At 71.0% G+C, this 14,628-nt stretch carries 12 protein-coding genes and 1 rRNA gene; 7 read left to right on the forward strand and 6 right to left on the reverse strand.

Annotated features, from left to right (window positions below; translation table 11 throughout):
• Window positions 1-327 precede the first annotated feature (327 nt).
• The 4 genes from ACIHAA_RS31755 to ACIHAA_RS31770 all read right to left on the reverse strand — a co-directional run bounded on the left by ACIHAA_RS31755 (window position 328) and on the right by ACIHAA_RS31770 (window position 4,327).
• Entirely contained in the window at window positions 328-1,029 is a 702-nt protein-coding gene (locus ACIHAA_RS31755; RefSeq protein ID WP_399823284.1) for a phosphatase PAP2 family protein, read from the reverse strand.
• A gap of 285 nt (window positions 1,030-1,314) precedes the next feature.
• Complete coding sequence (locus tag ACIHAA_RS31760) at window positions 1,315-2,316, reverse strand: NlpC/P60 family protein (protein WP_399823286.1); 1,002 nt, start codon at window positions 2,314-2,316, stop codon at window positions 1,315-1,317.
• Between the two features lie 261 nt (window positions 2,317-2,577).
• A complete protein-coding gene (locus ACIHAA_RS31765; RefSeq protein WP_399823287.1) occupies window positions 2,578-3,333 on the reverse strand; it encodes a trypsin-like serine peptidase in 756 nt (251 codons plus the stop codon).
• 355 nt (window positions 3,334-3,688) lie between these two features.
• Window positions 3,689-4,327: an SRPBCC family protein gene (locus tag ACIHAA_RS31770; protein WP_399823289.1), complete on the reverse strand. Its 639-nt coding sequence runs from the start codon at window positions 4,325-4,327 to the stop codon at window positions 3,689-3,691.
• Window positions 4,328-4,616: 289 nt separating this feature from the next.
• Between ACIHAA_RS31770 and ACIHAA_RS31775 the strand changes: the two genes are divergently transcribed.
• The 7 genes from ACIHAA_RS31775 to ACIHAA_RS31805 all read left to right on the forward strand — a co-directional run bounded on the left by ACIHAA_RS31775 (window position 4,617) and on the right by ACIHAA_RS31805 (window position 13,834).
• Window positions 4,617-5,969: a peptidase S8 gene (locus tag ACIHAA_RS31775; RefSeq protein ID WP_399823291.1), complete on the forward strand. Its 1,353-nt coding sequence runs from the start codon at window positions 4,617-4,619 to the stop codon at window positions 5,967-5,969.
• A 479-nt stretch (window positions 5,970-6,448) separates the two neighbouring features.
• Window positions 6,449-6,757, forward strand: coding sequence for a hypothetical protein (locus ACIHAA_RS31780; RefSeq protein WP_043441655.1), 309 nt, complete (start codon window positions 6,449-6,451; stop codon window positions 6,755-6,757).
• Between the two features lie 232 nt (window positions 6,758-6,989).
• Window positions 6,990-7,823, forward strand: coding sequence for a hypothetical protein (locus ACIHAA_RS31785; protein WP_399823293.1), 834 nt, complete (start codon window positions 6,990-6,992; stop codon window positions 7,821-7,823).
• A complete protein-coding gene (locus ACIHAA_RS31790; RefSeq protein WP_399823295.1) occupies window positions 7,813-9,132 on the forward strand; it encodes a hypothetical protein in 1,320 nt (439 codons plus the stop codon). Before ACIHAA_RS31785 ends, ACIHAA_RS31790 begins: the two co-directional genes overlap by 11 nt.
• Window positions 9,129-10,688: an SCO6880 family protein gene (locus ACIHAA_RS31795; RefSeq protein WP_399823297.1), complete on the forward strand. Its 1,560-nt coding sequence runs from the start codon at window positions 9,129-9,131 to the stop codon at window positions 10,686-10,688. Before ACIHAA_RS31790 ends, ACIHAA_RS31795 begins: the two co-directional genes overlap by 4 nt.
• Before the next feature lie 7 nt (window positions 10,689-10,695).
• A complete protein-coding gene (locus ACIHAA_RS31800; protein ID WP_399823299.1) occupies window positions 10,696-12,120 on the forward strand; it encodes an ATP-binding protein in 1,425 nt (474 codons plus the stop codon).
• Between the two features lie 13 nt (window positions 12,121-12,133).
• Window positions 12,134-13,834, forward strand: a complete 1,701-nt coding sequence (locus tag ACIHAA_RS31805; RefSeq protein WP_399823301.1) for a type IV secretory system conjugative DNA transfer family protein — start codon at window positions 12,134-12,136, stop codon at window positions 13,832-13,834.
• A gap of 6 nt (window positions 13,835-13,840) precedes the next feature.
• Here the strand turns inward: ACIHAA_RS31805 and ACIHAA_RS31810 are convergent, their stop codons facing one another.
• Both ACIHAA_RS31810 and rrf read right to left on the reverse strand, forming a co-directional pair.
• Complete coding sequence (locus ACIHAA_RS31810; RefSeq protein WP_399823303.1) at window positions 13,841-14,413, reverse strand: GNAT family N-acetyltransferase; 573 nt, start codon at window positions 14,411-14,413, stop codon at window positions 13,841-13,843.
• Between the two features lie 125 nt (window positions 14,414-14,538).
• Window positions 14,539-14,628, reverse strand: a 5S ribosomal RNA gene (rrf, locus tag ACIHAA_RS31815); the annotation flags it as partial.

The following is a 14,628-nucleotide window of genomic DNA, read 5'->3' on the forward strand; positions in this document are numbered from 1 at the left end:
CCGTCCGGGTTCTTCACCTACCCGCAGTCGCTGTAGCGGGCCACCGCCCGCCGCCACCAGGTACGCGGGCGGGGGGGGGCCCCCGGGGGGCGGCGGGGGGGGGGGCCCCCCCCCGGCCCCCCGGGCGCCCCCCCCCCCCCGGGGGGGCCCCCCCCCCCCCCCCCCGGCGGGGGCGGGCCCCCCCCCCCCCCCCCCCCCGCCCCGCCCCCGGCCCCCCCCCCCGGGGGGCCCCGGGGGGGGCCCCCCCGCTCGCGTACTGCCGTCTGCCCCGGCCGCTGCGGGTGACAGCAAGGGGCCGTGGGCGCGCGCAGGGAGTGGGGGCTGCGGCTATGCCGCCAGGTCCCGTTCCTCCGCGGGCTGTTCGGCGGTGCGGGCGCCGGGGATCACGGTCTGCGCGGTGTGCGCGCGGCGGGCCCGGATCAGCCATCCGGCGCGCGGCGAGCCCTCGACCGCCTTCATCAGCGGGGTGAGCAGCGCCATGGCCGGCGGGGACAGCAGCAGGGCGACGGCCGTACCGAGGGCGAAACCCCCGATGACGTCGGTCGGGTAGTGCACTCCCATGAAGACCCGGCAGAAACCCTCGAGCAGCGCCAGCCCCAGGCCGACGAGCCCGAACCTGCGGTGGGCGACGAACAGGCCGACCGCCGCCGCCATGGTGAGCGTGGCGTGGTCGCTGACGAAGGAGAAGTCCGTCTTGCCGCCGACGAGGACGTCCAGGCCCTGATGGTCGACGAACGGCCGGGGCCGCTCCACGAAGCCCCGGATCGGCACATTCACCAGGACCGCGATTCCGGCCGCCAGCGGGGCCCAGACCAGCGCGGCGACGGAGGACGCGGCATCGGCACCGCCCCGCCTGCGCACGCTCCACCAGCACCCGAGGACCAGCAGGACCATGGCGAGCAGCAGCCCGTACTCACCGGTGAAGCCCACCACCCGGTCGAACCAGTGCGGCACATCCTTGGCCAGGCCATTGATGTCGTACAGCAGATCGACGTCAGGGTTCGACCCGGATTCCGCGAGTCCAGCCATGGCGCACGGCCCCTTCGTCCTCTGTCCCGTTCCACGGAACGCGCCGGTGCGCGTGCCGTCCCACCACCCCCGTGGTCGTAGATCCGCTTCACGCCAAGCCCGCTGCCGTACGTCGGCGCTCTACGTCCAAAGGAACGCACAGGCCGGTGGTCAACGTTCCGCATTCCACACAATGATCACGCAGACGTTATCGAAGAGAGACTCGTCTTCGCAGCTCAGCGGGGTGTGCGGAAGGGGTCGTTTCCGGTCGGCAGGTACCCGGTCGCATGTCCTTCACACCCCGGTTCACACCGACGTGGGCAGCGCTTTCGCGCCATCCTCGGTGACTCGCGTCGCACCGAAATAGTCCGGGGTGTCGATCGGGTCGAAACGGATCACGGCGCCGGTCCTGGGCGCGTCGATCATGTAGCCGCCGCCGACATAGATCCCGACGTGCCGGATGGCACGGGAGTTGGTGAGGTCGTCGGAGAAGAACACCAGGTCGCCCGGGAGCAGTTCGTCCCGGTTCGGGTGCGGTCCGGCGTTGTACTGGTCGTTGGCGACACGCGGCAGGGTGACGCCCACACTGGCGTACGCGGCCTTGGTCAGTCCGGAGCAGTCGAAGCGGCCGCCCTGGTCGGCGGTGCCGTCGCCGCCCCACAGATAGGGGGTGCCGAGCTTCTTCTGCGCGAAGTAGATGGCACCGGCGGCCTGTTCCGAGGGATCGACCCGCTGCACGGGCGCGGCGAAGCTCTTGGCCAGGGTCGTGATGGTCTTCACATAGTTCCGGGTCTCCTGGTACGGCGGCACGCCCCCGTACCTGATGACCGCGTCCGCCCCCGCGTTGTAGGCGGCGAGCATGTTGTCCGTCGCGCTGCCCGGGGTGTTCCGCACGTAGGAGGCGAGCTGGCAGTCGTAGGAGGCCGCCGACGGGATCGCGTCACGGGGGTCCCAGACGTCGGCCCGGCCGTCCCCGTTGCCGTCGATGCCGTGGGTGGCCCAGGTGCCGGGGATGAACTGGGCGATCCCCTCGGCCTGGGCGGGGCTCTTGGCGTTCGGGTTGAAGCCGCTCTCCTGGTACAACTGGGCGGCCAGCAGCGCGGGGTTGATCGCGCCGCACAGATTGCCCCACTTCTGCACGATCGACGCGTACGCGGCGGGCACGGCGTTCTTGGCGAGGCCGACGGTTCCGTTCCCGAAGCCGTTCACCAGATTTCCGGCGACCAGGCAGACGCCGACGACGAGCAGCATCACGAAGCACAGCGCGGCACCGACGGCAGCGGTGGCCCAGATCCACGCCTTACGCACCGTCAACCGCCCCTCGCCGCACGGGAGTCCGCCGAGGGTCAGTGTAGGGGCGTAGGCCCGCGGGGGAACCGGGCTCAGCCGGACGATTGGGGCGGGGCTCAGCCGGACTGAGGGCGGGTGCGGCGGGGGAGCGGGAATCCGGGCTCAGCCGGATCGGGGGCGGGCGCAGCCCGATTGGGGGCGGGCAGCCGGACGGCCGGGGAACCGGGCTCAGCGGGAGAGCCGGAGCGGGTGGTGCTCAGCGGGACCGGAGGGGCGGTCTCAGCCGCCCGAGGCGGAGCGGTAGAGGTCCGCGGCCTCGTCCCCGAGGACCACGCTGTACGAGACGTCCGCGGTGTCGCCGCCCTGCTCATGGCCGCCGAGCACGCCGACGACCTCGCCGTCCCCGTTCACCCAGGGGCTGCCGCTGGTGCCTCCGCTGAAGTCCGGGCAGTCGATGCGCTGCTGGGTGCCGCTCTCGGCGGTGGGCTTGTTGACGCAGCTTATGGCCGTCTCGCGGGAGTCCGGGTATCCCGTGACGGTGACCACGGCGCCGCCCGTCTTCTGTCCCGCGACGAACCGGTTGGCGCCCACCAGGTCCTCGATATTGGCACCGCCCAGGGTCTCCACGGTGGCGAAGGCGACGTCGCTGTCCTCGTCCTGGTCCCCGCTCCAGCCGTCGCCCACATAGGTCTTGGTGACCTTCCAGACCCCGTACGGCGCCTTGCCGTCCCGGTAGCCGGGGGCGAACCAGACGGCGCCGGTGCCCAGGCAGTGCGCGGCGGTCACGATCAGATTGTGGGCCTTGCTGTGCACGACGGACGCGGTGCAGAAGTGCCCGCCCTCCATCGCGCCGCCCGGCCCGAAGAGCGCGCCGACCCGGGAGACGGCCGGAGCGATCCCGGCCTCCTTGGTCACACCCATGGGTTCGGGACCGCCGTCGGCGGCGGCCACGGAGGAAGCCGTGACGGCCAGCAGCACGAAGGCACCGAAGAACGCGTGCCGGCGGTTGCCTGGGGGGCGCGTGATGAGGTTCATCACGGTCCACTCTGGCCCACGAAGGTGAGAAAAACCCTGTGACCATCCTGAAATTAACCTATGAAGTTCCATTGCCGCAGGTCAAACCGCGCATCCGGACCACGCACCCTCGCTCCATCGGCCGTACGGACCCGCCTCCCCCGAACCCGGGCACCCAGCCGTAGCGGGACCTCCCCCGAACCCGGGCACCCAGCCGTAGCGGGACCTCCCCCGGACCCGGGCGCCCAGCCGTGGCGGGACCTCTCCCGCCCGGGGCGTCCGGCCTTAGCGGGCCCCTCGAACCGGGCACCCAGCCATCCAGCGGCACCCCTCGGATCGAACGCCTGACCGTACGGGCTTGCCCCGGCCATCGCCCCTACCCCGCCGTGTACGCCGCGGTCGTCCTGGCCGCCGCGGCTCTCGCCGACTCCCCCGGCTCTCCCCCCGCCACGCTGGCCTCGCCCCAGGCCTCGCTGCTCAGCGCCACAAAGCGGCGCCCCTCGTCGGACGCCAGCCATGCCATGGCCGCGGCGGGGTCCGCGCTCGTCCCGGTCGCCAGATGACGGGACAGGCCCAGCAGGCCCATGTCCCAGCCGACGCCCACCGCACCGGGCCCGAATTCGGCCCAGCGCTCGTCGTCCACCTGAGCGATGTGATCCAGTTCGAAGCGCGTCCGCCCCTCTCCGACCGCCGTCAGCCGCAGCTCGATCCAGTTGACCTCGTCGCCGAACTCCCAGGTCGCGAAGAACCCCTCCGGCGGATCGCACCGCTCGATCGTGCCGCTCGCGTTGCCCTGCAACCGGAAGCGTCCGCCCGGGCGCAGCTCGCCCGAGACGGGCAGGAACCAGCGCGGGATGCGCTCCGGATTCGTACACGCGTCCCAGAGGTCCTCCTGTGGGGAGTCGTAGACCCGCGAGATGGTCACGACCCGCGCCTCGCCCGTCCCGAACGCCCTGCGGCTCACCCGCCGGCCCACGGAACCGATTTCCCGCACCACATCAGGCCCCTCGAACATCGCGCTCTCCTTCCAGTTCTCCGTACAGCACCCCCTGGCCCCCACACTCCCATCACAGAAGCCCCCGCCCACCCCGTCAAGCATCTGCCAGGGGCGCGCCATCGCCCGGCCATCGAGCGGTAAGGCGGCGCCCGCGGTTCGGTAAGGCGCAGGTCAGGATTGCCGGAGCCTCTTGTTTGTCGCGTACTCAACAAGCAAGGTCGTCGCGGGCCGCCGCCTCGCCGCCGGAACGTCCACACCGGCGACGCCCCCGTACCTCTCTGTCCCACCAGACCCAGGAGTACGCACCTTGCGCAGCACACCCCCCAACACACCGGCGACATCCGGCAGATGGCGCCGCGTCGGCTCGGCAGCCGTGGCCACCGCCGCCCTGCTGCTCGCCGGTCTCGGCACCGCGGCACACGCGGACGCCGCCCCCACGGCCGCCGCGTCCAAGCAGGCCACCGCGTCCGCCCCGGCGTCCGCGAAAGTGACCTGGACCCGCTCGTGCGCCGTGCCCCGCGTCAAGGGCGAGATGGCCTGCAACGCCCTGCGCGTCACCGGCGGCATCACTGCCTTCCAGCTCCGCAGGGCCGCCGCGGAGGGCATCACCCCCAAGGCCCTCTCCCCCCGCGCCGCCTCCGACTCCCCCACCGGCTACGGCCCCGACGACCTCCAGGGCGCCTACGGCCTCGCCGACGCGGCCGCCGCGAACGGCTCCGGAGAGACCATCGCGATCGTCGACGCCTACGACGACCCGAACGCCGAGTCCGACCTCGCGCAGTACCGCTCGTACTACGGCCTGCCCGAGTGCAGCAGCGACAACGGTTGCTTCAAGAAGGTGAGCCAGACCGGCTCGAAGACCTCGCTGCCCACCGCCGACAGCGGCTGGGCCGGGGAGATCTCGCTCGACCTCGACATGGCCAGCGCCATCTGCCCCAACTGCTCCCTCACCCTCGTCGAGGCCAAGTCGGCCTCGATGACCAACCTCGGCACCGCGGTGAACGAGGCCGTCAAGCTCGGCGCCAAGTTCGTCTCCAACAGCTACGGCGGCTCCGAGTCCTCCTCCGACACCGGCTGGGACTCCTCGTACTTCAAGCACCCGGGCGTCGCCATCACCGCGAGCGCGGGCGACGAGGGCTACGGCGCCGAGTACCCCGCCGCCTCCCGCTATGTCACCGCCGTCGGCGGCACCAAGCTCTCCGCCTCCTCGAACAGCCGCGGCTGGACCGAGAGCGTCTGGCACACCAGCAGCACCGAGGGCACCGGCTCCGGCTGCTCCTCGTACGACATCAAGCCGTCCTGGCAGACCGACACCGGCTGCGCCAAGCGCACCGTCGCGGACGTGGCCGCCGTCGCCGACCCGGCGACCGGCGTCTCGGTCTACGACACCTACGGCGACGGCACCGGCTGGGTGACCTACGGCGGCACCAGCGCGGCCGCCCCGATCATCGCCGGTGTCTACGCCCTCGGCGGCACCCCGTCCAGCGGCTCCTACCCGGCGCAGTTCCCGTACCGGGCGGCCGGGACGTCCGACCTCAACGACGTCACCAGCGGCAGCAACGGCAGCTGCGGCTCCTCCTATCTCTGCACCGCGCGGTCCGGCTACGACGGCCCGACCGGCTGGGGCACCCCGGAGGGGGTCGCGGCCTTCACTGGCTGACCTCCGGGCGAAGGGCCGTCGGCGAGGTGCGTGGGGTGCCCGTCCGACGGCCGGTCGAAAGCGGGCCGCGGCAATCCAGCCGCGGCCCGTCCGCCGTTTTCCCGCCGTCACTCCGCCGCAGGGCCCCTCGTACGGGTGACCCGACGCCAGCCGGACCGGCCGAACGGGTCACTCCGCGGACCACCCCGACTCGCCACGGCACAAAGGGGGTTAACGACAGAACCCCACGTCAGGTTGCGCTCTTCCCTCATTGCCCGCCGTGACCAGCCGTGATACACACGGTGGCGGTACGGCCCGGCCCCGCCGCCCCGCACTCCACGTGAGGGGCCTTTACGGGCCGATGGCAAGAGACACATACGAAACCCGCCAATCAATGACGCCAAGTCGACATACGACAGCGTCATCGTCAGCGAGAATGTCCGTGACCTCTGCGCGTATGCCAGGGGCTACGGAACTACCCATCAGGGGCGGTGACTTACATGCATCTCGCGGCCGCAAAGGGCGATATCAACACGATCATCGGCGGAATCGCCCCGGACTGGGGCCCGTTCGGCAGCCTGGGCAACGAGGCTCGCGTGATGGTCGAAGTGGTGATGGCCGTGGCCATCCTGCTCTGCCTGGCGATCGCGATCTGGGGCGCGGCCAAGCAGCGCATCGGCGCGACCGCACTGCGCGACACCTTCAGTGCCGAGCAGGGCAAGGGCCTGATCATCGCGGGACTGACCGGAGTCTTCATCATCGGCTCACTGGGCACGCTGTTCACGATCGTGTACGGCATGGCCGTGTAGGGCGGCCCCCGGACCGCCCCCGTACGCCGGCGCGCCGTCAGTCCCGTCCGGGCGCGCCCCGGTCTGCTCCTCCGACCCATCCGTCCGTCGTGCCCACCGGCTGAGGTTGCGTTTCCCTGATGTCGAGTCACCACACCGCGCCCGCGCGGGAACCAGCACGGCTACCGTCGTACTTCTACACGTTTCCGCGCTACGGGCGGAACGGCCACGAGTTCGAGGGGGCGGACGCGACGTGAGTCCCGGTGACGGTGCCTCCGGCGGGGGCGAGGGAGAGTACGGCGGCGTCGGACAGACCCGCACCCGGCTGCCCGACCGGGCGACCGACGTCTACGGAGGCGCCCGGCGCGGCCGGTCCTCCTCACGCAGTCTCACCACGGTCGTCGGCGTGGTCGTCCTGCTGATCGCCGCCATCGCCTTCGCGAACCGCGGCGGCGACTCCTCGGCGGACGGCACCCCCGACAACAAACCGAACGCGGCCCCCACAGCCGCCACCGGCACCCGCCCGGTCCGCACCACCCCGGGCACCATCCCCTCCGGCTACCCCCACAACGAACAGGGCGCCCAGTCAGCAGCAGCCAACTATGCGGTGGCTCTGGGGTCCACCGGCATGTTCGACACAGGCCAACGGCACGCGATCGTCAGTGCCGTGTACGCCCCTGCCGTCGCCGTCGCCCGGCAGTCGGGGCTCGACGCGGCGTACTCCAGCGAGAAGTTCCTGTCCAACATCGGCCTCGACAGGGACGGCAGGGCGCCCAGCGGCGAGACCTTCGTCTCCAGGATCATCCCGGTGGGTACCAAGACCACCGCCTACAGCTCCGGCCGCGCGACCGTCGAGCTCTGGTACACATCGCTCTTCGGGCTGTCCGGTAGCAGCTCCACAAATCCGGTGTCCGAGAGCTGGTACACGACGACGTACCAGCTGACGTGGATCGACAACGACTGGAAGGTCACCGACTTCACGCAGAAGGACGGGCCGGTTCCGGTCGGCCGCGACCAGAGAGCTTCCACCGCCGATGACATGACCAAGGCTGTCGAGGAGTACGGAGGGTTCACCTATGCCCGCTAAAGGCCACGTACTCAAGGCCGCCGCCGCTGCGACGGCCCTGCAGACATTCATGGTGCTGTCTGCAACCAGAGCCCTCGCCTCTCCCAGCCCCAGCCCCTCCCCGTCGAAGAGCAGTGACCCCTGCGACCTCATCCGAGGCCCCGCCAAGGACTACTGCGAAAAAGGCAACTCCCCCTCCTCAGGCACCCACACCCCCAACAGCCTCACCGACAGCCTCGACCCCCTCTCCTCCCTCGCCAAGGGCTGCGCCGACGCCGCGTCCTGGACCGTCGACAAACTCAGCGAGGCCGTGAAGCAGACCGCCGGCGTCGACTTCACCAATCAGGCATTCCTGCACCAGTACGAAATCGTCTTCGCCGCCTCCTCCATCCTCACCCTCGTCCTCTGGCTCCTGGCCGTGGCCAAGCGCGCCGTCCGCGGCGTCCCCCTCGGCACCGCGATGTCCGAAGCCGTCGGCTTCCTCTGGCTCACCGTGCTGGCCTCCGCCTTCACCCCGCTGATCCTCTACACGGTCGTCTCCGCGACCGACGGCGTCAGCGACGTCCTCGCCAAGGCCACCGGCGACCAGACCGAGACTTTCTTCGGCGCGTTCTCCGACGCGCTCAACAAGGGAACGGACATCGGCGGCGGCCCCATCATGCTGGTGATCGTCTCGCTCGTCTCGATCCTCGCCGCGGGCGTCCTGTACCTCGAACTGTTCCTGCGGGCGGTCCTGCTGTACGTCGGCGCCCTCCTCGGCGTGGTCGTCTACGCGGGACTCGTCGACAAGAACCTCTGGGGCCACGTCCGCCGCTGGGCCGGCATCATGATCGCGGTGATCCTGGTCAAACCGGTGATCGTCATCGTGCTGGGACTCGCCGGCGCCCTCACCACCGACAAGGGCCCCGACTCCCTCGCGGCCGTGGTCTCCGGGCTCGCCATCATCCTGCTCGCCATCTTCGCCAGCGGCATGATCTACCGCTTCGTCCCCGGCTTCGGCGACGAGATCGCCGCCTCCCGCAACAACCGCGTGATGCAGGGCGCCGAACGCAAGGCCGCGGCCGTCATCAGCTCCCCGGCCACCCTCGTCGCCCAGGGCATCAAGACCCACAGCACCCGCGCCGACACCGGCGGCGGCGGTCAGGGCGGCGCCCAGCCGCCCCGCCCCGCCAACCCCGTGAGCGGCGGCGTGGCCGCGCACAGCACCCGCACCCCGGGCCCCGGCCCCGCCTCCTCCGCACCCCCGCCGCGCACCAGCCCGGCCGACACCCCGCACGCCAGCAGCACCCGCAACAGCAGTACCAACCGCACGGGAGGTGAAGGGCGTTGACGACCCAGTCCCATGTGTCGCATCCGGTCGCGCCCCGCCGGACATATCTGATCGGCCGCGCCCGGCCGAACGCGATCATCGGACGCAACCGCGAGTCCGGTGAGATCGTCCTGATCATCGCGGGCGCGTTCCTCGGCATGATGTGCGGACTCCTCGTCCCGGTCCTGTCCCTGCGCATCGTGCTTCTGATGGGCTTCCCGCTGATCGCCCTGGCCGTCGTGTACGTCCCGTACAAGCACCGCACGTTCTACAAGTGGTTCGAGATCAACCGCAGTTACAAGCGGACCCTGCGCCAGGGAACGGCCTACCGCAGCCCCGTGATGGAGTCCGGCACCGGCTACGACGGCCGCGAGGTCGAGGTGGGCCCGCCGCCCGGCATCGGTCGCATCACCTGGCTCGCCGCCCCCTTCGGCCCGGACGAGATCGCCGTACTGCTGCACGCCGACCGGCGCACCGTCACCGCCGCCATCGAGATCGAGGGCCCGGGCGTCGGCCTGCGCGACAGCGAGGACCAGGAGGCCCTCGTCGACCGCTTCGGCACCCTGCTGAAGCATGTGGCGAACGGCGACGGCTTCGTCACCCGCCTCCAGATGCTGGCCCGCACCCTGCCCGCCGACCCCGACGCGCACGCCAAGGACGTCACCCAGCGCGGCGACGAGCGCGCCCCGGCCTGGCTGCGCGACTCCTACGACCAGTTGCAGTCCATGGTGTCCACCAGCAGCGAGCAGCACCGCGCCTATCTGGTCGCCTGCATGCACTACACCCGCGAACTCGCCGCCGAGGCCCAGGCCATGGCGCGCGCCGCCCGCCCCCAGGGCGGCCGCAAGGTCGACCGGGACGCGGGCCTCGCGGTGGTGATGGCGCGCGAGCTGACCGACATCTGCTCACGGCTCCAGGAAGCCGACATCCGGGTACGGCAGCCACTGGGGCAGGGCCGCCTCGCCTCCCTGATCCACTCCATGTACGACCCCGACCACCCCATCGACCACATCCAGGCGATGACCAAGCGCAACGCCTGGCCCGCCGAGCTGGACGCCATGGAGCCCACCTATCTCCAGGCGAAGACCCGGGAGTCCTCGACCCGCGCCCCCTGGTGCCATGCCACCGCCTGGGTCAAGGAGTGGCCGATGACCCCGGTCGGCGTGAACTTCCTGGCGCCCCTCCTGGTCCACACCCCGGACGTCATCCGGACCGTCGCCGTCACCATGGACCTCGAACCGACCGAGGTCGCCATCGAGCGGATGCTGACCGAGAAGACCAACGACGAGGCCGAGGCGAGCCGCGCCGCCAAGATGAACCGCACCGTGGACCCCCGCGACCTCGCCGCCCACTCCCGCCTCGACCAGCGCGGCGAGGACCTGGCGAGCGGCGCCGCGGGTGTCAACCTGGTCGGCTACATCACCGTCTCCGCCCGTACCCCGGACGCGCTGGCCCGCGACAAGCGCACCATCCGCGCCTCGGCCGGCAAGTCCTATCTGAAGCTGGAGTGGTGCGACCGCGAGCACCACCGGGCCTTCGTCAACACGCTCCCCTTCGCCACCGGCATTCGGAGGTAAGGCCCTGATGCGGGATCCGCTGTCCGTCCTGACCGATGCCTTCACGTCCTTCCTCTTCGGAAAGGTCGAGACGACCCGGCTGCCCGTCCGCACCTCCACGGGCCAGGCCCAGGCCGTCTACCTGCCCACCGCCGCACCCGGCCTGGGCGACTCCGGAGTGATCATCGGCCGTGAGGTCTACTCCGGGAAGGGCTATATCTACGACCCCTTCCAGCTGTACGGCCAGCAGCTCCCGGCGCCGCACTGGCTCGTCCTCGGCGAGTCCGGCAACGGCAAGTCGGCGCTCGAGAAGACCTATGTGCTGCGCCAGCTGCGCTTCCGGGACCGCCAGGTCGTGGTCCTGGACGCCCAGGGCGAGGACGGGGTCGGCGAGTGGAACCTCATCGCCGAGGAACTGGGCATCACCCCCATCCGCCTGGACCCCACGGCCGCCTTAAATCACGGCATCCGGCTCAACCCGCTGGACCCCGCGATCACCACGACCGGCCAGCTGGCCCTGCTGCGCACGATCATCGAGGTCGCGATGGGCCACGGCCTCGACGAGCGCTCCGGCTTCGCACTGAAGGTCGCGCACGCCTACGTCAACGAGACGATCGTCGACCGGCAGCCGGTCCTCACCGACATCGTCGAACAACTGCGCCATCCCGAACCGGACTCGGCGGAGGCGATGAACGTCGCCCTGGACGACGTACGGGCCTGGGGCCTGGACGTGGCGCTGGTCCTGGACCGCCTGGTCGACGGTGACCTGAGGGGCATGTTCGACGGGCCGACCACGGTCGGCATCGACCTGGACGCCCCGCTGATCGTGTTCGACCTGTCCCACATCGACCGCAACTCGATCGCCATGCCGATCCTGATGGCCATCGTCGGGGTGTGGCTGGAGCACACCTGGATCCGCCCCGACCGGAAGAAGCGCATCTTCCTGGTCGAGGAGGCCTGGCACATCATCAACAGCCCCTTCGTCGCACAGCTGTTCCAGCGGCTGCTGAAGTTCGGCCGACGGCTCGGTCTGTCCTTCGTGGCGGTGGTGCACCATCTCAGCGACGTGGTGGACGGAGCGGCGGCGAAGGAGGCCGCGGCGATCCTGAAAATGGCGTCGACCAGGACGATTTATGCCCAGAAGGCGGACGAGGCACGGGCCACCGGCCGGGTGCTCGGCCTGCCGAGGTGGGCCGTGGAGATCATCCCGACCCTGACGCCGGGCATCGCGGTCTGGGATGTCAACGGCAATGTGCAGGTGGTCAAGCACCTGATCACGGAGTCGGAACGGCCGCTCGTCTTCACCGACCGCGCGATGACGGAGTCGTCGAGCGACCGCGCCACGGACGACGCGCTGCGCGCGGCGGAGCTGGAGGCGGAGGAACGGGCGGCGGCGTTCGTGGAACAGCGGATGGGCGACATGGACGGCTCGTCCGAGTCCACGGTGGCGTGAGACTGGGGCACCTATGAGACCAGGCAGAGAACAACAGCGGCGGGAACAGCGGGACGGCCAGGGCGGAGTGCCGGACGGCCTGCTGGTGGGCGTACTGGGCTTCCTGCTGGGTGTGACGCTGATGGTGTGGACGGCGACGGGCCTCGCGGGCTGGTTCTCGCGGGGCGCCTGGCCCGATGGCGTCCGCTTCACCCGTACGCCGGTGGCCATACGGCATCTGATCACCCGGCCCCATGACATCGCGGGCGCCTGGCCGGACGCACGGGCCGACCAGCTCTCCGGATACGGGCTGTTCTGGGGCCTGTTCATAAGCGAACTGATGGTGCTGTTCGTGCTGGCCGTCTTTGTGATCGGCACGGTGGCCCGCTGGAAGACGGCCCGGGCCCGAAGAGGGGCTGCACCCGCTCCCGGCCCCGTCCCGCCACCGGCCCACGACGCCCCCGCCCCGTCGCTTGTCCCGCCACCAGCCCGCCCTGCCGCGCCTCCCTCTGCCACCACCCCGGTCACCGTCCCGGTCACCGTCCCGGCCGCGGGACAGCCCGCCATGGCCACCGACGTCCCCCTCCCGGCCCCGGGCACCCCGGTACCGCCCGCCGCGGCCACCGGCACACCGCATCCGGGCGCCACGCCGGTCCTCGGGCAGGAACCCGCCGCCGTGGAACACCTCCCGGCGGCACCACCGGCTCCGGCACCCTTCCCTCTCCCCGCAGTGCAGGCCGTACCGGCCCCACCCCCACCGGCGTCCCTCACCGGGCCGCCCCCCGGAACCCCGGGGACCCCCGCCTGGACACCCCCGTCCGTGGTGCTCGGCGCCCCCGAGGCCCGTCACCCGGTGGCCGCCCAGGCCGTGCGGGACGCCGAAGGGCCCGCCCTCGTCATCACCTCCAGCCCGGCGCTCTGGTCGGAGACCAAGGACGCCCGGGCCAAGCTCGGCCCCGTCCTCCTCTACGACCCCTCCCATCTGTGCGACACCCCGGCCCGGCTGCACTGGGCTCCGTCCTCGGGCTGCGAGGACAAGGCGACGGCCGCGGCCCGCGCCGTCGCGCTGCTCGCCCCCGTGCGCCCCACGGCCCGTATCGACCAGGCGGTGGCCGATACGGCGGAAACGCTCCTGCGGAGCTATCTGCACGCCGCCGCGATAGACGGCCGCACCATCCGGCACATCCACCGCTGGGCCCAGGGCAGCCAGGTCCAGGAGGCCGTACGGGCACTGCGCACGCACCACAAGGCTTCCTCCGGCGCGGCGGGCGAACTGGAGGCCGCGCTCACCTCATATCCCGAACGGCGCGACATGGCCCAGGAGTTGACCGCCCGCGCGCTGTCCTCCCTGTTCACGGTCCATATCCGGGAGGCATGCACATCCAATCGAAGTGACAGCCTCGCCCTGGATTCCTTCGTCGACGAAGGGGGAACGCTTTATGTGGTCGGTGAGTCCACCGAGGACCCCAGGCAACACCCCGGCGCGATGCCGCTTCTGACGGCTCTCGCCTCCAGCGTGGTCGAGCGCGGCCGGCGCATGGCCGAACGGTCATCCTCCGGTCGCCTCGACCCACCACTCACTCTGGTCCTGGACGATGTGGCGGCCGTTGCGCCCCTGCCCCAGCTCCCGGAACTGCTCTCCACCGGGGCGGAACGCGGGCTGCCCACCCTGGCCCTGCTGCGCTCGCGCGAACAGGCCAGGGCGCGCTGGCCGCAGGGCCAGCTCCCGGTGTAGGAGACGCTAGACCCGCTCGTAGACCATCTCCAGCTCGGACTTCTCCGCGCCCGTCGCGCTCTGCGTGCCCGTCGCGCTCTGCGCCAGAGCGATGGTGACCCCGCTCGCGACAAACCCCACCTTGCGGTAGAAGGCCCGTGCCCGGGCATTGTCCTCGTGCACGATCAGACGTACCCGTTCGACGCCGCGCGTCCAAGCCCACTCCAGGCCGGCGTCGAACAGCGCCCGGGTCAGTCCGCTTCCCCGGTGTTCGGGTCGTACGAAGACGCCGACGACATGCCCCTGCTTCCGCTCGACCGGAAGCCCGGCCCAGTCCGTCGTCCCGGGCTCCTCCAGGAACACGGTGAGGCTGGCGACCCAGGTGCCGTCGTCGTCCTCCGCGATGATCTGCTGTGCCTCCAGCGCCCCTTCGGAGGCCGTCGCCGCCCGCTCCTGCCAGTAGGTGTCCGGCCGGGCCGAGGCCTGGGCGAAGGTCTCCAGGAAGGCGAGATGCGCGACCGGGTCCTTCAGGGCCCTGAGCCGAAGCTCCTTCACCGCGAGCCACTCGTCGGAACGTATGGACCTGATCACATAGGGCATGGGGTCACCGTAACGACCCCGGGCCCCCGATGCGGCCTCATTTTCCCGGACTGATCGCCCGGACAACGCAAAGAAGCCCCAACTCACGGGATATTTCCCGGAGTTGGGGCTTCTTTTCAAAATTTGTTCGGCGGCGTCCTACTCTCCCACAGGGTCCCCCCTGCAGTACCATCGGCGCTGTAAGGCTTAGCTTCCGGGTTCGGAATGTAACCGGG

Origin of the sequence: Streptomyces sp. NPDC052040 (assembly GCF_044548405.1) — a bacterium.
Taxonomy (GTDB): Bacteria; Actinomycetota; Actinomycetes; order Streptomycetales; family Streptomycetaceae; genus Streptomyces.

Bases quoted from the DNA above. Each gene is read 5' to 3' on its own strand.
- ACIHAA_RS31755 (WP_399823284.1), bottom strand. From the start codon at position 1,029: ATGGCTGGACTCGCGGAATCCGGGTCGAACCCTGACGTCGATCTGCTG.
- ACIHAA_RS31765 (WP_399823287.1), bottom strand. From the start codon at position 3,333: ATGAACCTCATCACGCGCCCCCCAGGCAACCGCCGGCACGCGTTCTTC.
- ACIHAA_RS31770 (WP_399823289.1), bottom strand. From the start codon at position 4,327: ATGTTCGAGGGGCCTGATGTGGTGCGGGAAATCGGTTCCGTGGGCCGG.
- ACIHAA_RS31780 (WP_043441655.1), top strand. From the start codon at position 6,449: ATGCATCTCGCGGCCGCAAAGGGCGATATCAACACGATCATCGGCGGA.
- ACIHAA_RS31790 (WP_399823295.1), top strand. From the start codon at position 7,813: ATGCCCGCTAAAGGCCACGTACTCAAGGCCGCCGCCGCTGCGACGGCC.
- ACIHAA_RS31800 (WP_399823299.1), top strand. From the start codon at position 10,696: ATGCGGGATCCGCTGTCCGTCCTGACCGATGCCTTCACGTCCTTCCTC.
- ACIHAA_RS31805 (WP_399823301.1), top strand. From the start codon at position 12,134: ATGAGACCAGGCAGAGAACAACAGCGGCGGGAACAGCGGGACGGCCAG.
- ACIHAA_RS31810 (WP_399823303.1), bottom strand. From the start codon at position 14,413: ATGCCCTATGTGATCAGGTCCATACGTTCCGACGAGTGGCTCGCGGTG.